Origin of the sequence: Streptomyces cupreus, assembly GCF_014257025.1 — a bacterium.
GTDB classification, from domain to species: domain Bacteria; phylum Actinomycetota; class Actinomycetes; order Streptomycetales; family Streptomycetaceae; genus Streptomyces; species Streptomyces cupreus.
This window is the reverse complement of sequence record NZ_JACMSF010000058.1, coordinates 23,890-44,163: the sequence shown is the minus strand read 5'-3', so window position 1 is coordinate 44,163 and position 20,274 is coordinate 23,890. Positions and strand designations below refer to the sequence as shown.

19 protein-coding genes and 3 pseudogenes are annotated in these 20,274 nt (G+C 68.8%); 14 read left to right on the top strand and 8 right to left on the bottom strand.

The annotated features are described in order from the left end of the window. Positions 1 to 188: 188 nt before the first annotated feature. Positions 189 to 1,250 (bottom strand): annotated as a pseudogene (locus H4N64_RS35720) (RNA-guided endonuclease InsQ/TnpB family protein); the annotation flags it as partial. 176 nt (positions 1,251 to 1,426) lie between these two features. Here H4N64_RS35720 and H4N64_RS35715 point away from each other — a divergent pair. From H4N64_RS35715 to H4N64_RS35695, 5 genes are all read left to right on the top strand, one after another. Beyond that, positions 1,427 to 1,765 (top strand): hypothetical protein, encoded by a 339-nt coding sequence (locus tag H4N64_RS35715; protein WP_336246893.1) that lies wholly within the window; start codon positions 1,427 to 1,429, stop codon positions 1,763 to 1,765. Continuing rightward, positions 1,762 to 2,442 (top strand): nucleotidyl transferase AbiEii/AbiGii toxin family protein, encoded by a 681-nt coding sequence (locus tag H4N64_RS35710; RefSeq protein WP_186286702.1) that lies wholly within the window; start codon positions 1,762 to 1,764, stop codon positions 2,440 to 2,442. The genes H4N64_RS35715 and H4N64_RS35710 overlap by 4 nt, the downstream gene beginning before the upstream one ends. A 249-nt stretch (positions 2,443 to 2,691) precedes the next feature. After that, positions 2,692 to 3,600: a hypothetical protein gene (locus tag H4N64_RS45850; protein WP_260860171.1), complete on the top strand. Its 909-nt coding sequence runs from the start codon at positions 2,692 to 2,694 to the stop codon at positions 3,598 to 3,600. 213 nt (positions 3,601 to 3,813) lie between these two features. Beyond that, a complete protein-coding gene (locus H4N64_RS35700) occupies positions 3,814 to 4,053 on the top strand; it encodes a hypothetical protein (protein ID WP_186286700.1) in 240 nt (79 codons plus the stop codon). Beyond that, entirely contained in the window at positions 4,053 to 4,433 is a 381-nt protein-coding gene (locus tag H4N64_RS35695; RefSeq protein WP_186286698.1) for a toxin Doc, read from the top strand. Before H4N64_RS35700 ends, H4N64_RS35695 begins: the two co-directional genes overlap by 1 nt. Positions 4,434 to 4,615: 182 nt before the next feature. Here H4N64_RS35695 and H4N64_RS35690 read toward each other — a convergent pair whose 3' ends face one another. Continuing rightward, positions 4,616 to 4,819: a cold-shock protein gene (locus tag H4N64_RS35690; RefSeq protein ID WP_186286696.1), complete on the bottom strand. Its 204-nt coding sequence runs from the start codon at positions 4,817 to 4,819 to the stop codon at positions 4,616 to 4,618. A 333-nt stretch (positions 4,820 to 5,152) separates the two neighbouring features. On the opposite strand from H4N64_RS35690, the gene H4N64_RS35685 reads away from it, so the two are divergent. From H4N64_RS35685 to H4N64_RS35670, 4 genes and pseudogenes are all read left to right on the top strand, one after another. Further along, positions 5,153 to 6,115 (top strand): RNA polymerase sigma-70 factor, encoded by a 963-nt coding sequence (locus H4N64_RS35685; protein WP_186286694.1) that lies wholly within the window; start codon positions 5,153 to 5,155, stop codon positions 6,113 to 6,115. A 207-nt stretch (positions 6,116 to 6,322) separates the two neighbouring features. Beyond that, positions 6,323 to 8,158, top strand: coding sequence for a serine/threonine protein kinase (locus tag H4N64_RS35680; RefSeq protein ID WP_336246892.1), 1,836 nt, complete (start codon positions 6,323 to 6,325; stop codon positions 8,156 to 8,158). Then, positions 8,053 to 9,321 carry a transposase domain-containing protein gene (locus H4N64_RS35675; RefSeq protein ID WP_418896320.1) on the top strand — a complete coding sequence of 423 codons (1,269 nt, stop codon included), beginning with the start codon at positions 8,053 to 8,055 and terminating at the stop codon, positions 9,319 to 9,321. The genes H4N64_RS35680 and H4N64_RS35675 overlap by 106 nt, the downstream gene beginning before the upstream one ends. A gap of 439 nt (positions 9,322 to 9,760) precedes the next feature. Then, positions 9,761 to 10,615 (top strand): annotated as a pseudogene (locus H4N64_RS35670) (ISAs1 family transposase); the annotation flags it as partial. Positions 10,616 to 10,693: 78 nt separating this feature from the next. Here the strand turns inward: H4N64_RS35670 and H4N64_RS35665 are convergent. Further along, complete coding sequence (locus H4N64_RS35665) at positions 10,694 to 11,230, bottom strand: SMI1/KNR4 family protein (RefSeq protein ID WP_186286691.1); 537 nt, start codon at positions 11,228 to 11,230, stop codon at positions 10,694 to 10,696. A gap of 384 nt (positions 11,231 to 11,614) precedes the next feature. Here H4N64_RS35665 and H4N64_RS35660 point away from each other — a divergent pair. Next, positions 11,615 to 11,809, top strand: a pseudogene (locus tag H4N64_RS35660) (ISAzo13 family transposase); the annotation flags it as partial. 667 nt (positions 11,810 to 12,476) lie between these two features. On the opposite strand, the gene H4N64_RS35655 reads toward H4N64_RS35660, so the two are convergent. Together H4N64_RS35655 and H4N64_RS35650 are read right to left on the bottom strand one after the other, a co-directional pair. Continuing rightward, positions 12,477 to 13,118 (bottom strand): hypothetical protein, encoded by a 642-nt coding sequence (locus tag H4N64_RS35655; protein ID WP_186286689.1) that lies wholly within the window; start codon positions 13,116 to 13,118, stop codon positions 12,477 to 12,479. A gap of 20 nt (positions 13,119 to 13,138) precedes the next feature. Next, complete coding sequence (locus H4N64_RS35650) at positions 13,139 to 13,852, bottom strand: hypothetical protein (protein WP_186286687.1); 714 nt, start codon at positions 13,850 to 13,852, stop codon at positions 13,139 to 13,141. A gap of 120 nt (positions 13,853 to 13,972) precedes the next feature. On the opposite strand from H4N64_RS35650, the gene H4N64_RS35645 reads away from it, so the two are divergent. From H4N64_RS35645 to H4N64_RS35630, 4 genes are all read left to right on the top strand, one after another. Further along, positions 13,973 to 14,299, top strand: coding sequence for a GntR family transcriptional regulator (locus tag H4N64_RS35645; RefSeq protein WP_186286686.1), 327 nt, complete (start codon positions 13,973 to 13,975; stop codon positions 14,297 to 14,299). A 120-nt stretch (positions 14,300 to 14,419) separates the two neighbouring features. Next, positions 14,420 to 14,929, top strand: a complete 510-nt coding sequence (locus H4N64_RS35640; protein ID WP_186286684.1) for a hypothetical protein — start codon at positions 14,420 to 14,422, stop codon at positions 14,927 to 14,929. Continuing rightward, a complete protein-coding gene (locus H4N64_RS35635; RefSeq protein ID WP_186286682.1) occupies positions 14,905 to 16,431 on the top strand; it encodes a hemerythrin domain-containing protein in 1,527 nt (508 codons plus the stop codon). Before H4N64_RS35640 ends, H4N64_RS35635 begins: the two co-directional genes overlap by 25 nt. A 374-nt stretch (positions 16,432 to 16,805) precedes the next feature. Further along, the gene (locus H4N64_RS35630; protein WP_186286681.1) at positions 16,806 to 17,024 is read left to right on the top strand and encodes a hypothetical protein; all 219 of its coding nucleotides are present in this window, start codon (positions 16,806 to 16,808) and stop codon (positions 17,022 to 17,024) included. A 126-nt stretch (positions 17,025 to 17,150) separates the two neighbouring features. Here the strand turns inward: H4N64_RS35630 and H4N64_RS35625 are convergent, their stop codons facing one another. Genes H4N64_RS35625 through H4N64_RS35615 form a run of 3 tightly spaced genes read right to left on the bottom strand, consistent with a single transcriptional unit; the run spans position 17,151 to position 20,197 of the window. Beyond that, positions 17,151 to 19,022, bottom strand: a complete 1,872-nt coding sequence (locus H4N64_RS35625) for an ATP-binding cassette domain-containing protein (RefSeq protein WP_186286679.1) — start codon at positions 19,020 to 19,022, stop codon at positions 17,151 to 17,153. Next, positions 19,019 to 19,570: a TlpA family protein disulfide reductase gene (locus tag H4N64_RS35620; RefSeq protein ID WP_186286678.1), complete on the bottom strand. Its 552-nt coding sequence runs from the start codon at positions 19,568 to 19,570 to the stop codon at positions 19,019 to 19,021. Before H4N64_RS35620 ends, H4N64_RS35625 begins: the two co-directional genes overlap by 4 nt. A 54-nt stretch (positions 19,571 to 19,624) precedes the next feature. Next, positions 19,625 to 20,197 (bottom strand): MauE/DoxX family redox-associated membrane protein, encoded by a 573-nt coding sequence (locus H4N64_RS35615; protein ID WP_186286676.1) that lies wholly within the window; start codon positions 20,195 to 20,197, stop codon positions 19,625 to 19,627. Positions 20,198 to 20,274: the final 77 nt, after the last annotated feature.

Below are 20,274 nucleotides of genomic sequence, written 5' to 3'. Positions count from 1 at the left end.
TTCCTCCCCGGTCTGATCCCCGGGGATTCCCCTATGAGGGGGTTCGGCCGGTCGCCCCGGCTTACGGGTTCCTGCTTTACGGACCGGCTGATGCCGAGGTCTCCACAGGCTGAGACCGCACGTCCTGCGGCCTTGATGTTCTTCGCGGCATTCACGTCGGCATGGTCATAGTGTCCGCAACCTGGGGATTTGCACCGGAAGACCGCTTGGCTCTCGCGGTTTCCTTCGGTGACGAAGCCACAGGCGGAGCACCGCTGCGACGTGTACGCGGGATTGACCTTCACCACGCGCGTGCCCGTGTACCGGGAGGCGTTGGCAAGGGCGCGTTCGAGGCGATGCCACCCCTTGTCCAGGATGGCCCGGTTGAGCCCGGCCTTCTGACGGACGCTCCGGCCGGGCTCGGCCGCAGTGCCGGACGCGCTGGCGGACATGTTCTTAATCCGGAGGTCTTCGAGGACCACGAGGGCGTTCTTCACGACGATCCGGGCGGCGGTCTGCGCACAGAAGTCCCCACGCCGGTCCGACACCCGGGACATAATCCGACCCATGGCCGTGATCGTCTTGTGCCGGTTCGCACTACCGCGCTTCGACCGGGCGAGGCTCTGTTGCAGACGCCGGTATCGGGCGATCTCGCCGGTCGTGACGAACGGCTGGTCGTGGAAGTGGCCGTCCGAGGTGACGACGGCGGTCTTAACCCCCCGGTCGATACCCACGGCGGTACCAGGCATTGCGTGCTGCTCCGGAGTGGCGGCTTGGTCGTCCACGAGGAACGCCACAAACCACCGGCCGCCCTTGCGGGACACGGTCGCGGAACGGATCTCGCCACCGGGGGACCGGGACCAGCGGAAGCGGACCCAGCCCAGCTTCGGCAGCTTGACCCGGCCCCACTTGCGTCCCAGCCGCTCCACGCTGATCTGCCTGGCGTCGGGGAACCGGAACGACGGCGACCAACGTGCCTTCGACCGCCACCGCACCTTGAACGTGCCGTGATCCCGGCAGGCCCGGTCCAGATCCTTGAGCGTCTGCTGCAATGCGTGCGACGGTGCCGCCTTCAACCATGGGTGCTCACGCTTGGCGTCGGCCAGCTCGGCGCACTGCGGCGCGTAGTTCATCCACGCGCCGCGTCGCCGGTACTCCCGGCGCTGCTCCAGGGCTGTGTTCCATACCGACCGGCAGATGTTGCCGAACTCCTGGCACATGTCCTCTTGTTCGGGCGAGAGGTTGAGCAGGTAGCGGCGACCGGACAGCATCAGAGCACCTCCCTTCGGTGGCTGGCGCCGTCAACGTAGTGCACGCCACTGACAACGCAGAGCACTCCGCCGCTGCGCGGCTCCGCGCGGCGGCAGGCGCTGGCCGGAAACGCTGACGGCCGGCGTGCTTCCGCCAACGGGCGATGCGTCCCGTCACCAGGGGCCATACTGAAACGGTGACCGTGGACCATGCCGCCGCTTCCCGTTGGGCTCATGTGGCCGAGCGTCTGCCCGCGCATCTTGAGGAGCTGTCCGGCCCCGCGACCGGGGTGGTGGAGTTGCCGCTGCATCTGGCGTGGTCGGGGCTCAGGCGCTTCGAGGTGAGCGACGAGAAGCTGCTGTTGGGCCTGTACCGCATCGTGCTTACGAACGGCCTGCACGACGACTTGATCGGCTACCTCAATGCCGACCTGCTCGTGAGGCACTGGCCGCGACTGCGGATCGCCCTGGGCAAGCCGGTACGCACATGCTGGGAGCAGCGCTTTCCCGAGCTGGTGGCCGCCGCCGCGGCATGAGACTCCCGGAACTGCACCGACGTTTGCTGAGCGACGCATTGGACAGCGGCCATGCCTACCGGCTGGTGCTGGCCGGCGGCTACGCGATCCAGGCCCACGAACTCGTGAGCCGGACCAGCCAGGACTTGGACCTGGCCACCGATGCAGCGGAGAGCATGAACGAGATCACCGGCGCCGTCGCCGCCGGCCTGGAGACCAGGGGCTGGGTAATCCACGTCGTCGAGGTCGCCCCTCGGATGGCCCGTCTGCTTGCCACCGACGCGGTGACCGGCGAGGCCTGCGAGCTCGACATTCTGAAAGAGATCTTCCACAGACCTCCCGCGCAGACGGACGCCGGGCCCACGCTGTCCCGGGACGACGCCGTTGGACTGAAGGTCCGCGCTCTGCACGACCGCGGCTTCCCCCGCGACGTCATCGACGTCTTCAGCGCCCGCGACCATTACACGATCGGTGAACTGGAGCGTCTGGGCGCTCAGCACGACGAAGAGTTCGACCTGGCAGAACTGCACGGCCGGCTCGAAGCGGTCGACTTCACCTCCGACCAGGAGTACGCCGCGTACGACATGAGCCCCGCCGGCATCGCCGAGCTGCGCGCGTGGGTCCGGGACTGGCAGGACGACCTCGGACTGCGGTTGGCCGAACCGTATGCCGAGGAAGCGGACGAGGACGGCGGCTGAAACGCCTTGGCCGCTCCGTTCAAGTGCACGTCCGGAAACTGAGGGGGGAACTGCTGGCCCTTGGATGCGCAGAGTCCAGCGGCAGGCCCAGGCGGGGGCACGACACCGTGGCATCCGCCCGTGGTGTACGGGGCGGCGAAGATGGTGCTGAGGAACTATCGGTCGAGCAGATGCCCGAGCGTGACCCGCGACGTCGCACTCCCCCTATTCGCTCGCGTGCGTGGCGCCAGGACACCTACCGTTGCCCGCGTGACCGATATGTGGACCCCCCTCTCGACCCGCCAGAGCACCGGCGACGTTCTGCGATACGACGTGTCCCCGGCCCTGGCCGCTGCCCTGCGCCCGTGGATCGACGGCGCGGTCCGTGAATCCAGCCGGCTGGCCGACCGCGTGCTGGTGCGCTGCGACCTGTTCCGCGACACCGAGCATGGGCCCGAAGCCGAGGTCGACGACGCCGAGTTCCTCGCCTGGTACACACCCGACGAGCGACTGCTCGACGTCGTCGACGCGGTCCTCGACCTGCTGCCCGGTGCCGGGGCTGTGCAACTCCCGGCGGGACACAAGCCCGGGATGCTGGAGGCAATGGCCGGCGGGCTCGCGAACATCACCTACGTGAAGCACCGCCAGCCGCTGCAGCAGCTGCTCGCCGACGGCCGCTCCGCCTACACCCTCAGCCCGAACGGCCGCTCCCTGGTCCACCGCGTCGACCCCGCCGTGGCCGCCCTGCTCGGCACGGCCGCCCGCGTCGCCGAGCAGCCCGACCGCGGATCCGCCAGCGGCCACCTGCGGCGGGCCTACACCGCGGCGTACGCCTTGCACCCCGAACCGGGGCGCGCCTACAGCGAGGCAATCAAGGCCGTCGAGTGCGCCGCGCACGCCACCGTGGAGCCGAACAACACGAAGGCCACACTCGGCACGATGCTGACTCAGTTGCGCCAGCACCCGGGCCAGTGGGTCGTCGCACTCCCCGGGACGACCGGCGTCGAGGGGGAGAACGTGGTCTACGCCATGGCGTCCCTGCTCTGGAAGGGACAGACCAGCCGTCATGGAGCCCAGCAGCCCACTCGGGAGGAGACCGCAGACGAGGCGCGTATGGCCGTCGATCTCGCGACGTCCCTGGTCCGTTGGTTTGCCGATGGAGCTGTACGCCGCCGCTGACCCATCCGACATCAGCGATCCAGCGGCTGGCGGAGTAGATGGCCGACCTGAGCGACCTCTCGCATTGCGAGTCGATGTCGGCATCCCAGTTCGTAGCCGCAGGGTGAGCGGTTTCTTCACGCCATAAGTCCGCAGGCGGTACGGCCGATAGAGTTCCGGCTCGCCAGCCCAGCACCCTGACACGGATGGTACCTACTAGGTACCATCCCATGTATGCCATCCCTGAACGTGTCGTTCACCGACGAGGAACTCGAAGGCGTCCGCGCGGCCGCGGCCGCCGAAGGCAAGAGCCTCAAGCAGTACCTGCACGACCTCGGCGTCCGCGAGATGCAGCGCAAGCAGTTCATCACGGGCGCGAGCGCCTGGGCCGACCGGCTGCGCGAGGAGTTCGACGACGCCTTCCCCGACGAGGTGCCCCCCTCGGAGCGCCCCGGCGGAGCCGCGGCCGCCTGATGCACCTGTACATCGACGTCTCCTGGCTCCTGGACGTCCAGGAGGCCGCCTTCGGCCATGACGAGGACATGTCGGTCGCGGATTACTCCGCGCTGGTCGCTGCCGTGGCCCGGCACAAGACCAAGCTGCCCACCCTGGAGGCCGCCGACCCGGACGCCGCATGGCGCGCGGCCGCACTCATGCACACCATCGTGCGTCTCGAGCCGCTCCCGCATCGCAACGGCCTGTACGCCGCGTTCATCGCAGCCCAGTACATGGACCAGTCCGGCGAAGGCATCGATCCGCCCTACGGCGCCCTTTCCGACCTCGTGCGAAAGATCCGCGACACCCGCCTGCGCGTCCCTGAGGTCGCCGCACGACTGCGCTCCTGGAAGATGTGAGCGACGCCCTGGACAGCGGTCATGCCTTCCGGCTGGTGCTGGTCGGCGGTTACGCGGTCCACCGCCCGTTTGGGCTGTCCCGAGGCTCAGCGCACTGGCGGCCCGGGATGTGCCGAGGGCCGGCGCCTTGCGGCGCCGGCCCTCGCATCAAGAGGTGTCCGGCAGGTCTTGCTCGCCGGATCTCAGATGGCGCGGACGTGCGAGGCCTGCGGACCCTTGGGGCCCTGGACGATCTCGAACTCCACGTGCTGGTTCTCCTCCAGGCTACGGAAGCCGGAGCTCTCGATCTCCGAGTAGTGCACGAAGACGTCCGGGCCGCCGTCGGCCTGGGCGATGAAGCCGAAGCCCTTCTCGGCGTTGAACCACTTGACGGTTCCCTGAGTCATTTCTTGCTCCTTGCAGGGGCTGGGTACGGGACCCGCACCGTGCAGTGCCCCGGGCCGGCCTGGACGCTACTTCTCCAGTTCCCTGAAGGAAGGCGGCGCCCGCGACATCGTTCTTCGCGAGCGTGCGGTCAAACACAGACACAAAAACTACGACCGCCCTGTACAACCCGCCGCCCGCCGGATTCATTCCCGCCGCCTGACGCAGGGCCTGGCAGTCCGCGTCAGGGCGCCGGGCGAGCTGCTGATGTAGGTCACTCCCCGTGGCGAGGCTCCCAGTCCGTAGATCAAGTTCCTGTGCGGACAGTGCGGTGAGGCGAGCCTTCACCCACAACTGTGTGTGGGGCAGCGCCTCACGCGACTTTCCAACCTCCGGCGTCGGGGTCTCGGTCGGTTTTCCGACGGACTCGGCCGCGAAGGCCATTACCGCACGGTCCAACGGCGTCCTTCGTCGCGCACCGCAACCTGCTCTTCACCGTGGCCTACGAGATGCTCGGTTCGGCCGCCGACGCGGAGGACGTCCTCCAGGAGACCTGGCTCCGCTGGGCGGACGTCGCTCTCGACACCGTACGGAACCAGCGCGCGTACCTGGTCCGGATCGCCACCCGCCAGGTACTGATCCGGCTGCGCACCCTCGACCGCCGCAAGGAGACCTACGTCGGCCCCTGGCTGCCCGAGCCGCTGCTGACGGAGCCGGACGTGGCCGAGGACGTCGAGCTGGCCGACAGTGTCTCGATGGCGATGCTGCTGGTGCTGGAGACGCTCACGCCGACCGAGCGGGCGGTGTTCGTCCTGCGTGAGGTCTTCGCCCTGGACTACGACGAGATCGCCGAGGCGGTGGAGAAGACCCCGGCCGCGGTACGCCAGATCGCCCACCGGGCACGGTCACACGTCGCCGCGCGCCGCCCGCGCGGAGGCGTCTCCCCGGACGAGAGCCGAGCCGCGCTGGCCGCCTTCCAACGCGCGGTGGAAACGGGCGACTTGCAGAGCCTGCTCGACATCCTCGCGCCGGACGTCGTCTTCCTGGGCGACGGCGGCGGAGTCGCCCAGGCCGCGCTGTCGCCGATCGTGGGCGTCGACCGCGTGGCCGCCCTGCTGGCCGCTTCCCGGCTCGCCGCGGCGGGCCCGCTGCGACCGGCGCAGGTCAACGGCTGCCCGGCGCTCGTCCTCCGGCTCGACGGCGAGGTCGACACGGTCATGGCCCTGCGCATCGACGACGGCCTCATCACCGGCCTGTACGCGGTGCGCAACCCGGAGAAGCTGTCGCGCATGCGGCGGGAGACGGCTCTGCGCCGCTGAGTCGAACAACGCGAACACCGGCAACGGCGATGTGCCCCACGTCCGGCTGGAGGTCCCCGGCCCACCGGGGCGCCACTCACGCTCCAGAACGCGATGACGGACGGCTCGCAGGACTGGGAACTGGTCCGGTGAGCGGTGCCGGAGGGGTTCTGAGGAACGCATGATGCAATAGGCCACCACAGAGTGGAACATGGGGCGGAGTGCGGCGTGTTGAGCAACGGGGAACTTGGTACCGGAGGGCTCGAGCCACTGGAGGCCGGCGATCCGCCGGTCGTCGGCGGCTACCGGCTGTTGGCCCGGCTGGGATCCGGCGGCATGGGACGCGTCTATCTCTCGCACACGCCGGGCGGGCGGGCCGTCGCGGTCAAGGTGATCCGTCCCGAGCTGGCCGAAAGCGCCGAGTTCCGCAAGCGTTTCCGCGCCGAGGTGGCCGCCGCGAGCCGGGTGCACGGGCTGTACACCGCTCCGGTCGTGGACAGCGACACGGACGGACCCATGCCATGGTGCGCGACCGCCTATGTGCCGGGACCGTCCCTCGCCGACGCGGTACGCGACCACGGCCCGCTGCCCGTCGACACGGTGCTGCGCCTGATCGCCGGGGTCGCCGAGGCGCTCCAGGCGGTGCATCGCGAGGGCATCGTGCACCGGGACCTCAAGCCGTCGAACGTGCTGCTGGCCGCCGACGGGCCGCGGGTCATCGACTTCGGTGTCGCGCGGGCCGCGGACGCCACTTCCGTGACGCAGAGCGGCATGGCCGTCGGCACGGTCGCCTACATGGCGCCGGAGCAGGTACTGGGCGGGGAGGCCGCCGCCTCGGCCGATGTGTTCGCGCTGGGGCAGACCGCGGTGTTCGCGGCGACGGGCGGCGCCGCCTTCGGGGACGGCGATCCGCACGCGGTGCTCTACCGGGTGGTGCACGAGGAGCCCGACCTCAGCCGGGTGCCGGCGGAGCTACGGGACCTGGTGACCCGGTGTCTGCGCAAGCCGGCCGCCGAACGGCCCTCCGTCGAGGAGGTCATACGTTCCGTCCAGGCGATCCAGGCCCAGCGTGGTGACGCGGCCCGGTTCACATCCGGGGCGTGGCTGCCGGGCGAACTGGCGGCGGGCATCGCGGCCCGGACCGAGGGAGCGGACCAGGCCCGGGCGGACGCCCCGTCCAGCACTCCCGCGGCGGGGGTCTTCGGGCCCCCGACCGCCTACTCCCCCACCTCCCCATCCCATTCCGCGCTGCCCGGACCCTTCGTGATGGGGGCGCCGACCGGCGGGCCCGGACCGTATGCGCCCGCTCCCTGGCCGGGGCAGCAGGAGCCGACCTCCCCGGTGGCCTCGGGCGGCAACGGCCGACGGACCCGGACCTGGGCCCTGTCGGCGGCCGCTGTCGTGCTCGTCGCCTCCGGAGCGACCGCGGGCCTGCTGCTCGTGCCCGGGGACGACGACCAGAACGACGGCCGGGTCCAGGACGTGGCCGCCTCCGGGTCGGCCACGGCCGCGAAGGCGTCGCCGTCCGCGTCCGGTTCCCCCTCGGCCCGGCAGTCCAAGAAGCCCGGGCCCGCCAAGTCCTCAGCGCCGTCGACCCCTTCGGGGGCGCCGACGCCGACGCGGGCGGCGACCTCCGCTCCCCCGCCTGTCGCATCAACCGCGCCCGCGGCCCCGACCGCCCCGGTCCCGGTGGCGTACTCCGGGATCCGGATGACCAAGAGCCACGACCTGTACCTGGCGGACAGCCCGGTACAGGCCAAGGCGGACACCGGAACCGCCGACGAGGATCTGACCTACGCCGTCTACTCCTCGGGCGCGGTCCTCGCCCCAGGCACCGACTCGGGCAGCTCCCTGGCCCTGCTGCCGACGGGTAGGCAAGGAAGCCTGGACGCGTGCAAGGCGGCGACGGGCTACAGGAGTTACATCTGGGTCAAGGATCTCGCCGTCGGCCAGCAGATGTGCGTGATCAGCGGGACCGGACACGTGGGGCTCGTGACGTTCAAGGGGGCGTCCGGAACGACGTACGCCACATTGGACGTGAAGGTGTGGCGCGACGCGGCGTAAGGCGGCAGGGGCGTGGCAAGGGAGTTCACCGCTGGGTTTCCTGCCCGGCGTGCAGCGCCGGGCAGTTGCAGCAGTCGCAGCCAGGGCGGCACCCACAGGTGCCCTCGCGTGTCGGGGTCTACTTCCTGCTCGCCCTGTCCCTGTTTCCGTCGCTCGGGTATGTGCGGGTATGGGACAAGCTGACCGCCGGGCTGCCGAACCGCGGTCATGCACGCCCCAGCGAGAAGGCTCTGCGGGATCTGCGCCGACGGGTGGGGCCGGTTCCTCTCAAGACGCTGTTCGAGATCGTGGCCGGCCCGTTGGGCCAGCCCCGGACGCCCGGTGTGTGCTACCGCCGGTGGCGGACAGTCGCCTTCGACGGGTGTTCCTCGGTCAAGGCGCCTGACCAGGAGCGGAACCTCAACTGGCTCGGCAAGTCCCGCACCCGGCTGGGATGGGCCGGCTACCCGATGATCCGCCTGATGGCTCTGTGCGAGACGGGCACCCGCGGCCTGTTGGGGGCCGTGTTCGGCCCCGCCGAACACGGGGAGGGTTTCTACGCACGGCAGCTTCTCCACCTCCTGTCGCCGCGGACACTTCTGCTGGCAGACCGGGGATTCGACGCGAACGACTTCCTCCAGGCGGCGGCCGACACCGGCTCCCAACTACTCATCCGCCTCAATCCCCGCCGACGGCCCGCCGTTCTCGCGGCTCTGCCCGACGGCTCCTACCTGACGCTCATCGGGCCGCTGAAGATCCGCATCATCGACGCCGAGATCAGCATGACAACCAGGGACGGACGACGCGTGTCCGATCACTACCGGCTGGCGACCACCCTGCTGGACCACCGGTCCGACCCCGCAGCGACCCTGGTCCGGCTCTATCACGAACGCTGGGAAATCGAATCGGCCCTCTACGCGCTGCGGCACACACTCGCCGACGGGCAAGTACTGCGCTCCGCAGACCCCACCGGTCTCGAACAGGAAGTATGGGCACAGCTCACGCTCTACCAAGTCCTGCGGACCGCCATGGTGGACGCGGTGGAATCCGTCGCCGGAACCGACCCGGACCGCGCCAGCTTCACCATCGCTCTGGAAGCCGCCCGCGACCACGTCGTCCGCGGCCCCGATCCTCTCCGGGAGGGCGCCATCGGCACCGTGGGCCGGATCGGCCGCCCGTCCTAGCGGGACTCCTGCCCAAACGGCGCCTGCGCACCTGTAATCGCAAGGTCAAAGCGCCGATGTCTCGTTACTACTCCCGCCTCATCGACCCCCGGCCTCGCAGCAGCTCCACCATCGAGGCCCTTGACTTCAAGATTCACCAGGCGCCGAGCGGACAGCCCCCACCGAAGACCACCGCGCCGGCAGACGGCCGCCGGGCGGGACGCGGACCCGGCCGGACCGGTGAAGGACAGAGGAATCGCACGCTCCAGCTCATGCGCACCGACCCCCAAGCGACCTGGAAGTCCTGTGACCTCGCACGATCACTCGGCTACAGCAATAATAGTGGATCGCGGATGCGCCCCGCTGGGTTTTGCTCGCCCTCGGCTTCGCCATCGACCCGTTCACCAGGGCGGTCACGGTCCCGCATCCCACGACCTTGATGTGACTCCTCGGGCGCCTCGACGGTGACGCCTTCGATGCCGCGGTCAGCGCGTTTCTGCAGGCGAGGGCCGCTGCCCGACAGACAGAGGAAGCCCGGTGGCGGGCCGTCGCCGTCGACGGGAAGCAGTTGCGCGGGTCACGAGCGGGCGGCGGGAAGGCCGTATGGCTGCTGGCCGCGATGGACCATGCCGGAACGGTCCTCGCCCAGCGGCAGATCTCTGCGAAGAGCAACGAGACGCCCGCGTTCATCCCTCTCCTGGACGGCCTGCCGTTGGAGAACACCGTGGTCACCGCGGACGCGGCCCACACCCAGCACGCGAACGGCCGCTGGCTGCGCGAACGTGACGCCCACTACATCGCCGTCGCGATGGGCAATCGTCCTGGCCTGCTCAAGCAGTTGAGGAATCTGCCGTGGCCGGACATCCCCGTGGACCACAAGGAGCGCACCAGGGGCAGGGGCCGACACGAGATCCGTCACCTCAAGACCGTCTCCTTCCGGCACCTCGACTATCCCGGCGCCCGTCAGGCCCTGCGTGTCATGCGCTGGCGCAAGGACCTGACCAGCGAGAAGCTCACGATCGAGCGACTGTACTTCGTGACCAGCCTCCCGCCGGGCGTTGCCACCGGTGAACAGATCGCCGGCTGGATCCGAGGGCACTGGAAGATCGAAAACCAGCTCCACCACGTCCGCGACACCACCTTTGCCGAGGACGCCTTCACGACCCGAACCGGCAGCCTGCCCCGCGCAATGGCCAGCCTCCGCAACCTCGCCATCAGCGTCCTCCGGCAGGACGGCTGCACCAACATCGCCGCCGCCACCCGGCACCAGGCCCGCCACCCGGGCCGCCCACTGGCCACACTCGGATGGACATGATCAACCACGGCCCACGTACTCAACCGGACGGAACGCGGACACGAAAAATCCCTGGTCCCCAACGACCTTGGAAGTGAGTCACTGCTCCTGGTCGTCCCAAGATCGGACCCAGGATTCGTCCTGCAACCGCTTCTCCAGCATGTACTCGTGGGTGAGATGCCCGTCGAGCCAAGCCTGAATCCACTGGGGGAACGTCAGGTCGAGTTTGTGGCGGTCGCCCTCCTCCCACCACCACATCTGGCCCTCGGGATGGCGACAGTCGAGCAGCGCCCACATCGCGCAGCCGAAGTCACAGAGGAACAGAACGCCCGGTGGCGGGAGAGGCGGAGCCCCTGGGGGCAACTCGGCATTGAGGCACTCAAGATACCCAGTGACCACTCCCTCGTGCTTATCGATCAGGGGCGAGAAGCCGTGGAACGGGCCGACACCGCCGTCGGCGATCTCCAGATAGAAACGCCGAACCAGTGGCGGCAGATGGAAGCCCATGCTGGACTCCGCGTCCTTGACCGTGGCCAGCGAAGCGGGTTCGGGTGTCGTCAGGACTGAAGGGGAGTCCGTGGGCCATCCCGCCGTCACACGAGCGTGCACGGCCTCAAACAGTTCGTCGTCGGTCACCGGTCGATCTTCGTGTGTCCGCCTAGAAGTTGGCCAGGGTCTGTCTGGCCAACTGGCGCCTTCGGTATCCCTGACCTCTTGGCGCATACGGCCTTGGGTCCATGCAGTCCCCGCAACTTACAACGCCCTCAGCTTCAGAATCACCTGAGCCAACCGGACAGATCGACATCACGCAACGGCCCTGGCCATGAGAGACGGACTGCCTGGCGCCGAAGTTTCCAGACTCATGTCCGCAATCGAAGCTGCGAAGACGTTGTCACGTCGGAGATAACGCGATGGTTAATGGAGAGCCTCAGGGGTGCGAAAACAGAAGCCGAAAACAGAAGCTAAGGGCTTGCAGATCATCAAGGTGTTGCTTCCCGCCCCGTGGCTCGTTGGTGTGGTATGCGCATCCCGGACGAAATCCGTGCCCAACTCGCCATGAAGTTCGCGGTGTTGTTCCCGCATCTGGATGAGCGGCAGCGACGGCTGCTGATGGCCGCAGAGACTCGTGTCCTGGGACACGGTGGTGTTCGGGCCGTCGCGCGGGCAGCCTCGGTGAGTGAGACCACGGTCCGCAAGGGTGTGTCCGAGATCGACCGGCTGGTCGCCCGCCGCGACGTGCGGCGCTACTTCCACCCCTCGGCGGAGGCGATCGCTGAAGTCACCAGCCTGCTCACCCCCGGCGGCATCAGGCGGTGAGACGCCTTCCAGGTCTGCCTCGGCGCACGGGAAAGCCGTCCCGGTGGCACGGGGGAGACCACCGGGACGGCCATGCTCAGCGTAGATGCCGAAGGGCCCCACGGAGCCGCCGGACTGACCCGCACAATCAGGGGGGCATCTGCCATCGCAAGGGGAGGTAGGACGTGAGACGCGCGAGGACGATAGCTGTCGTGCTCTTGATGTTGACAGCTGCGGCTTGCTCATCCGGGCTCCAGGGAGCCGAGGAGACAGACTGCTCAGACTACGTAGGAACACTCAAGGCTTACGCCGGAACGCTGTCACGCTTCCATGACTCGGCGACTGCGCACGAAGAGGACATCGCCAGTGGATATGACGGCACTGGCACAGCTGCGGCGCATGAAGCACGACTTCAGAACGATTCGGCGACGCACGCAACTGTTGAGCGGCTGGCAGACGAGCTCTACGGCACTAACTGGGACTGTCGGTGGGCTCATAACGGCGTCGACGGGCTACCGGGCTGAGACCTCGCACAGGTGAGCCGCGCCCGACAACCGGCACGAACGCCGCCGTGCGGTAAGGGGGGTTACTGGGGGTCGGTGACGGTCACGTTGTAGGTGAGCGTCCACGGTTGGTGTCCCTCGCGGCGGCAGCGCACCCACAGCCGCACCGGGGCGCCGGCGTACCGTTCGCGCCAGTACGAGGGATCGTTCCAGGACGGGGCGAAGGACTCCTCCAGGGCGTACTTGAGCCAGCCGCCCAGCTCTACGGGGACGGCGGGCACCCCGCGCCCGTTGGGGGAGGCGCCGTCGATGCCCGGCTTGAACCGGTACGGACCCCAGATGGTCTCGTCGATCTGCTCCTGGGTGGGCTCGCCAGCCAAGTTCGCGATGTGGGTGTAGCCGTCGTCGCGGATCTCGACCTCGACCGCGTCCAGGCGTTCCAGAGCGGGCGGCCCGTCGAAGGTCAGCAGCAGGCTGGCCTGATTGGTGTTTGGCCCGAGCCGGGTGATCGTGACATCGAAGCGCGGGGTCATCTCGTGGTGCCACCGCTCCCGCTCGACCTGTGCCACCGTGTCGGCGGTCGCATTCGCCCGGTCCGCGGCCCGGTTGGACGCGTGGGCCGCCTGGTTCGCGGTACGGCCGATCCGCAGTGCGATGACCGCTGTGCCGAACCCGGCGAGAGCGGATACCGCGCTGAGGCCGTCGGCCCAGGACACATCTGCCATGAACAGGCAGGCTATCCCCGTCAGTCGGAGCTGTTGTGCTTGTTCTTGAAGAAGGTGAGGCAGACCGCGAGAGCGTCCTCGCGCAACCCCTCATCCGGCAGCTGGTACCGGGGGGCCTCGTACCGGTTGGGCTCGCTGGGCTGGGAGATGCTGGCCAGCAGACTGTTGATGTCGGTGGCGACGGGTGCGATCCCGGAGGGCGGCGCACGACGCTGGGCGGGGCGGATGAGACCGAGGGCCAGCAGCATGGCGCAGCTGTCCTCGCACGCGTCTTTTCGCAAGCCGAACCATTGTTCGCGGTCTTGCCCGTACAGGTAGACACCGGACTCGTTGTGTACGCCGGGGAAGCGCTTGGCCAGGAAGCGCAGGGTGAGCCACGTGGCGATCTCTGACGGATAGAGCACGCTCGCCCAGCCGTGCAGAAAGAAGTCCCGGGGGATGTCCACGGTGAACTCCGACAGCGTCGGCACGCGGTACCGGTTCGCCGTAGGCAACCCGCCCCGGCCCGTCTCGTGCATCAGGATGAATGCCCCGTATTCCCGGTGCCGGCCGTTCTCCTTGCGCGGAACCTCGGCCAGGGCCTGGTTGTCCATGTCCTCGAAGGTCCGCAGGGCGCCCTGGACCTGCCGGAGACGGCTGGACTCCAGCTTGCGCCCCTGCTTGGTCTTGCGCAGGTAGCGGCCGGTCGTGCTGTCGTACGCGGCATCGATGGCGATGAAGTCGCTCCATCCCATGGCCCGTCGAGAGAGCGCGTGCTGGTCCACTCGGCACCCGGGTCCAGGCGCCACTGCGCCTCGAAGACGGCCAAGAGGTAGAACCGCAGCGCGATCCCGCGCGGGTTCAGCAGATGCGCCATGGGCGCGTGGGTGCGGCTGTCGTGCACCGAGCCGGGCACCCATCTGCCCGCCCTGGCCACGATCGCGCGGCAAGTCCAGCTGCCGACGGCCGTGGTCCGCTCCGCTCTGGAACAGCTCGCCGCCGAAGGGCTGGTGACCCTCCACAATGGCTACCGCCTGTACAGCGTCCGCACAATGACCCCGACGGAGCGCGCCTACCGGCTCATCCGCACCGTGATCCACCGCAGCTACCTGCCCGGCGAGCGGTTCATGAACCGCGACGAGATCGCCCGCACGTTCGAGATCAGCACCAAGGAAGCCGCGCCGCAGTGCGCCAGCTGGTAGCTGAGGGGCTGATGGACGCCGGCGACGGCCCGAAGGACATGTAGGCCCTGCCGCTCGTTGCGGTGGTCCTGTCAACTTGGCTGGTGGCACGATGGGTTGAGGCATGGAAGGGCGGGGGGTTTGCTGGAGGACAGGCGGCGGATTCAGACGGCGGTGCTGGGCGATGCGGCCTCGGAGGTGCCGCTGCTGCTGCCGCTGGAGGCGATCGAAGTGGACGCCTTCCGGCGGGAGCACGTGGGGGACACTTTCTGGTGCGGGCTGCTGCTGGGCGGCTGTGGCGGGCAGCTGACGACGAAGCTGTACACCGACCGGGTCTGCCACTTCGCGCACCGCCCCGACCCGGACGGTCTGCCGCACGTATGCGGGCGCCGCGCGCGTGATGTCTCCAGCGCGGATCACCTGTATCTGAAGGCGGCGGCGCAGGCGTGGCTGGCCGGCCGCGGTGAGAGCGCCCGGTTCACGTTCACGCAGCCGGACGGCCTGCCCGTCGGGTCGCTGCTGGACATCGCCTTCGACCGGGCCGGCCGCGCGCTGCGCGTGCATCTGGATCCGGCGATCACGCCGGTGTGGAGCGACGAAGCCGTCGAGCCGGTGCTGGGGATTCGGTGCCCGTCGACGACGACACCCTGATTCGGCGCTGGTACGTGCACCGGGTGCGCTTCGACAGCCAGGGCACCAGCCGCCAGGTCCGCATCGGCACGGAGGCCTTCGCCCGGCCCACGGAATGGTTCGGGCTGGACGACTGCGAGATGACCGACGACGGTCTGCGGACCCCGGCCGTCGAGCGGATCATCCGCTCGCGGCGCACGCCCCCGCCCCGCCAGGTGGCCTTCTCCCACGCCCCGGCGGCTGACTCCGGCGTGGTGGTGGGGCAGGACGAGCGGGTGCGGCGCCTGCGCGATGCGCTGCGCGCGGGCTCGGTGCCCGCTGTCACCGCCCTGTGCGAGGAGTTCGACGCCGACCCGCCGCAGACAGAGGGGGAGTTGGCCGCTGCGCTGTCCGAAGCGCACGCCTTCCTCGAGCGGCAGCGCGAGCTGCGCGGGGACCTGGTGCAGCAGCTGCGGCAGGCCGTTGCCGAGCGCAGCTCGGTGAAGGTGCGCTCGTTGCTGGTCCGGGTCGAGACCGTGGTGGGCCATGACCGGTCGAAGGACGAGGACGAAGCCATCCGCACGGCCGGCACGTTCCTCGAGGACCAGAAACGAAACGCGGGCTGGGCACACCGGGACCAGGCGCCGCCCGTCCGCGGGCCCAAGTTCTCCCGCATCCGCACCCCAGACCGTCCGCGCGCCGCAGCGGCGCCTTCCGCACGGCCGGATCTGGCCGCGGCCGCGCACCGACGGATGCGGGATCTGCTCAGCGATCTGCGGCGCCTGGCCGGACGTCTGCCCGAGCATGAGATCAAGCGGATGATCGGTCAGCTGAAGAAGAGCGCGGACGAGGCCGATGACCACGTCACTGCGCTGCAGCGCGAGGAGGTTGACTCCTGGGTCACGGCCACCCATGGCCTGTACCCGGCAGCCCCGGAGCAGGACCCGCACGTCAGGCAGGCCCAGGCCGCCCAGCGGCGGGTCCACGCGCGGCTTCGGGACCTGCGCCGCGTTCCCCGTGCCGGCCAGCCGCTCAGCCGCGAGACCCGGTGGCTGATCAAGGCGCTGCAGCAGGATCTGGCGGACGCCGGGGACGAAGCGACACCGGCGCAGCGGCGGGCAGCGAATGCGTGGATCGCGCGGCTGGATGAACAGCCGTCCCGCCAAGGCGCGGACGCGTCCGGGCAGCACGGTCCCGGCCGGAAGCGCGAGTACGGGGCCAACGGACGCACGGGCGGCCGGACCCGAAACGTGGAGCGGGAGCGGCTGACCGAAGCAAATGTCACCGAGGTGGCGGCCGCGGTACGCGGCGCGTTGAAGAAGGCCGCCCGCGAGCGCTCCACCACTTCCTGGTCCCGGCTGCGCCGCCAGCTCGGCTCCGCCTTGCCCCATCACCTTCACCCCGACGACCAGGTCGCCGTTCTCGCCCAGGTCGACGCCCACACGCCGGCCGACGAACCCCTCCTCACCGCGCTCGTTGCGGCCACCGACACCAACTCGGCGTCTGTGTTTCAGGTGTTCAGGGTGCGGCGGGTAGCGCGGTGACGCCGGTGATCTGCTCCCAGATGGTGAACGGTCTCGCGGCCGGGGACGTGGTGACCGCTGGCGCTGGACGTGGTGTTCTGGGCACCGCTGACCGCGCACGTGCTGTCGGCCTGGGCTGCTCGGACTTGGCGTGTGCGGGCTCGATGGGCCGCCCCAGCACCGTCGCCCGCCGCGCGTCGGCCGGACGGGCGCAAGATCGGCCGCTACGAAACTCGGGGCAGCTCAGTGCGTCCGGAACTTTATCCGCTGGCGAACTATACGGTGCTCCACAAATATAGGCCCACTATATGCAGCTTGTATATCTCTTGCGCTTTCGGTGACTAATTTGAGAGGTGCGGGGATTCCTCCCCGGAACCAGTGAAGGAGACTTTCACATGCTCAAGTTCATCGAAAACATCGGCGCCCGTGTGGTGGCGCGCGTGGCCCCGTCGGTGACGGCGGACGCAGCAGCGGAGGCGTGCTGGAACGAGTACTCCCACTGCCAGACCAACAGGTGCTCGCTTCCGTGGCAGGACCGGATCGCCTACGACCGCATCTGCAACGGCGTCTACCAGTACACCTGGTTGGCGTCGTGCGGGACCTGCGCGGCCTGACAACGTGGCTCGGTGAATCCGACGGCCCCGGTCCCCACCTATGGGGGACCGGGGCCGTTCTGGTCGACTCCGGCGCCGTATATGGGCGAAACGCACCCTGGCGGATATGTTTCGCTCGGGCTTTTCTCAGAGTGTCGGTTCCGGCTCCACGGTGCTTTGCTCCCGGTAGCCGCGCGACTGGAGTTTGAACAGCCGGGAATAGACACCGTCCATGGCGAGGAGTTCGCGATGGACGCCCTGCTCTGCTATTCGTCCGTCGCTGAGCACCACGATGCGGTCGGCGTCGCGCGCCGTTCCCAGGCGATGGGAGATGAGCAGGCTGGTGCGCCCGGCCCGGTACTGCGTCAGATGCCTGTGGATCTCGTACTCAGCTTCCGCATCGAGCCCCGAGCTCGGCTCGTCGAGGATGAGTAGATCCCGTTCGTCCCTGAGAAAGGCCCGGGCCAGGGCCACCCGCTGCCACTGCCCCCCGGACAGCAGCACCCCGGAGGCCGGGTCGTTGCTGTCCATGTCCTGGAACATCCTGCTCAGGAGCGTTTCGTACCCGCGGGGCAGCCCGTCGATGAAGTCGTGGATGCCCGCGCGGCGAGCCGCCGCTGTGACGCGCATATGGTCGCCGAGGGCGGAGATGTCGCCGAGACCGACATTCTCGCTCACGGACAGGTCGTAGCAGGTGTAGTCCTGGAAAGCAGCGCTCATCCGTGTGCGCAGCTCTGCGGGGGCGAACTCTCGCAGGTCGACGCCGTCCCACAGCACCTGACCACGGGTGGGGTCGTAGAGTCGGCACACCAGCTTGACCAGGGTGGACTTGCCGGCGCCGTTGTGCCCGATCAGGGCCGTGGCCTGCCCGCAGGGGAGGAACAGGTCCACGCCGCGAAGGATCCACGGCTGGTCGTCCCCGTAGCGAAACCACACCCCCCTCAGCTCGATACCGTGCCGCAATGGCGGCACGGGGCGGGGTGTTGCCGGCACGGTGAGGGAGGATGCGGTAGCCATCACCACTTGGTAGTGGCCGAACATCAGCAGCGAGTCGTGGACAGTCGACAGGCTCCGGACCAAGCCTGCGAGAGCCCCCTGGGTACCGGCCACGGACGCGACGAACATCGCCACATCACCGACGGTGAACCGCCCAGACAGCGCGGCGTGGGAAGCCCAGACGAGACCCGCGCCCGCCACCACTGCGGACAGCACGGAGAGACTGCCCTGGGTGCGCAGCACACGCCGGTCCAGCCGGTCCGTGGCGGCGTTGATGGTACGCAGTTCCCCCAGCATCCTGTCGCGCAGGAACCCAGCGGTGCCGAACAGGCGGACTTCCTTGGCGGCCCTCAGATCGCGCAGCAGATCTGTATAGAACATCTCTCTGCGTTCGGTCGGTCCAAGGCGCCACCGAAGCCCTGCCCGGCGTCTGTTCAGCGCTCGCTCGGCGAGCAGCGCCGGGATGACGGCCGCCACCACCACACTCGCCATCCCGGGGCTGAGCACGGTGAGAGTGACCAGGAATCCCACCAGGGTGATCCCCGCCTGCAAGAGGCCGAGCAGTCCGGTGAGGATCTGTCCTGGGCTCTCACTCCCGGCCTGCTGGGCGAGCATCAGCCGGTCGTGGAACGGCGGGTCCTCAAGCTGCGCAAGCCCCTGCAGGTCACCGACCTTGGTGAACAGCCGGTCCCTGATGGCGAGCTTCACCCTGCGCGACAGGTAGTTGGCCGCGTACCCGGTGGCGTGTGGAAGCAGCGCTGAGACGACCCCGATAGCCGCCAGCCCCATCGCCGGAGCGAGCAGGTGGTGCAGCCCGTCCGAGGACGACCCGGTGATGCTGTCGAGCAGGATCTTGGTCAGCCAGGCGGAGATAACGGGTGCGCCGCCGACGTACACGGCCGTTAGGAAGAGGAAGGCGACGGCCCAGGGTGCGGTGCGGCACGCCATGGCGAGGGCGGCCGGAATGTCCGATGGCTGCCCCGGGCCGCTCTCGTCGGGCCGTGGCCCTGCGGGCCTGCTCACGCCGAGACCGCCGTGGGCAGCTCGGCGACCTTGCGGGTGGCGACAGTGATGGTCCCGCCCGCGCCGAGCACTCCAAAAGCAGGCACCCCATCCACGGCGAACGCCGACTGCACCGGCCCGGACGGGCCCTCCACGACGACGTCTGCCACATCTGCGAACTGCTCCACGTAGGCGGCGCTCTCCGAGGTCGGCCCCGAGACGATGACGAGGATGCGGGATTGGCCGTCGGGCACGGTCGTGGCGTATTTAAGGAGATCGGGTACGGCCTCTTCGCACGGAAGGCATCCGGGGGAGATGAAGGCCACGACGGCGGAAGCGGGCAGCGAGTCACGCGAGACTGCCTGCCCTTTGACTGTGATGGCGGTGAAGTCCGAGGCAACCTCTCCCATCGGCCGGGGGCGCCCGTCCACTCTGCTTCCCCGCCGTCCTCCGCCTTCTGCGAGCGCTTCGGAATGCTCGCGCAGCCTCAGGATCACCCCGTAGGTGAAGATCAGATTGAGCAGGCACAGCAGGCCGAGGAAGCAAAGCAGAGCAATGAGATACGGCATGGTGCAGCCTCTTTTCCGATTTCTTTCAGTTCTTCCGAATGGTTTGATGTGTCCTCAGGCCGTCGACCTCGCGGGTACGAAGATTTCCGCTATGTCGTCGAAGAGCACGAATACGCTCGCGAGAACGACACCCGCGGAGGCGGCCAGAACGTTTCCGGCGGGACTCCCCCCGACGTGCCCGGCCATGAGGTGGCTAAGGAGTCCCGCAGAGGCGATCACAGCAAGGGGGACGTTGCGAACGATGTGACGCACTCCCAGTACCGACCCGCGGGCCCCGAAACAGGCGCAGGACGTTTGAGTACCGTTTCGTAGAGCAAGGCTGATGCCAGCGGTGAACGCCAGCAGCAGTCCGAGGGCCAGTACCGCAGAGCCGGCCCTGAGCCACCAGGACACCGCCTCGAGCGACCCGACGGGTACGACAGCGGCGAGGAGGAGTGCAGGGACCACGGCTTCAACGGCTACAGCCATGACCGCCGTGGTACGAGCCCAGGAGCGCCTGACCAGACCGAGTTCCCTGATCACCCCTACGAACTCGAAGAAGGCATAACGGTCGCGAATCTTGCCGAATACGGCGGCCACGAAGACCGCGCCTAGCAGGAATTGACAGCCTGTTGCCAGATACCGCATGACAGCCTCCTCGTTTCACCGACGCTCATCGCACAACACCGCCAGCGAACGCTAACTGCGGGCACGTACAGACCCCA

What these genes read in the sequence shown, in the direction of transcription:
- H4N64_RS35710 (WP_186286702.1), top strand. Translation starts at nt 1,762, where the DNA reads ATGAGACTCCCGGAACTGCACCGACGTTTGCTGAGCGACGCATTGGAC.
- H4N64_RS35700 (WP_186286700.1), top strand. Translation starts at nt 3,814, where the DNA reads ATGCCATCCCTGAACGTGTCGTTCACCGACGAGGAACTCGAAGGCGTC.
- H4N64_RS35695 (WP_186286698.1), top strand. Translation starts at nt 4,053, where the DNA reads ATGCACCTGTACATCGACGTCTCCTGGCTCCTGGACGTCCAGGAGGCC.
- H4N64_RS35690 (WP_186286696.1), bottom strand. Translation starts at nt 4,819, where the DNA reads ATGACTCAGGGAACCGTCAAGTGGTTCAACGCCGAGAAGGGCTTCGGC.
- H4N64_RS35655 (WP_186286689.1), bottom strand. Translation starts at nt 13,118, where the DNA reads ATGGCAGATGTGTCCTGGGCCGACGGCCTCAGCGCGGTATCCGCTCTC.
- H4N64_RS35650 (WP_186286687.1), bottom strand. Translation starts at nt 13,852, where the DNA reads ATGGGATGGAGCGACTTCATCGCCATCGATGCCGCGTACGACAGCACG.
- H4N64_RS35645 (WP_186286686.1), top strand. Translation starts at nt 13,973, where the DNA reads ATGGGCGCGTGGGTGCGGCTGTCGTGCACCGAGCCGGGCACCCATCTG.
- H4N64_RS35630 (WP_186286681.1), top strand. Translation starts at nt 16,806, where the DNA reads ATGCTCAAGTTCATCGAAAACATCGGCGCCCGTGTGGTGGCGCGCGTG.
- H4N64_RS35620 (WP_186286678.1), bottom strand. Translation starts at nt 19,570, where the DNA reads ATGCCGTATCTCATTGCTCTGCTTTGCTTCCTCGGCCTGCTGTGCCTG.
- H4N64_RS35615 (WP_186286676.1), bottom strand. Translation starts at nt 20,197, where the DNA reads ATGCGGTATCTGGCAACAGGCTGTCAATTCCTGCTAGGCGCGGTCTTC.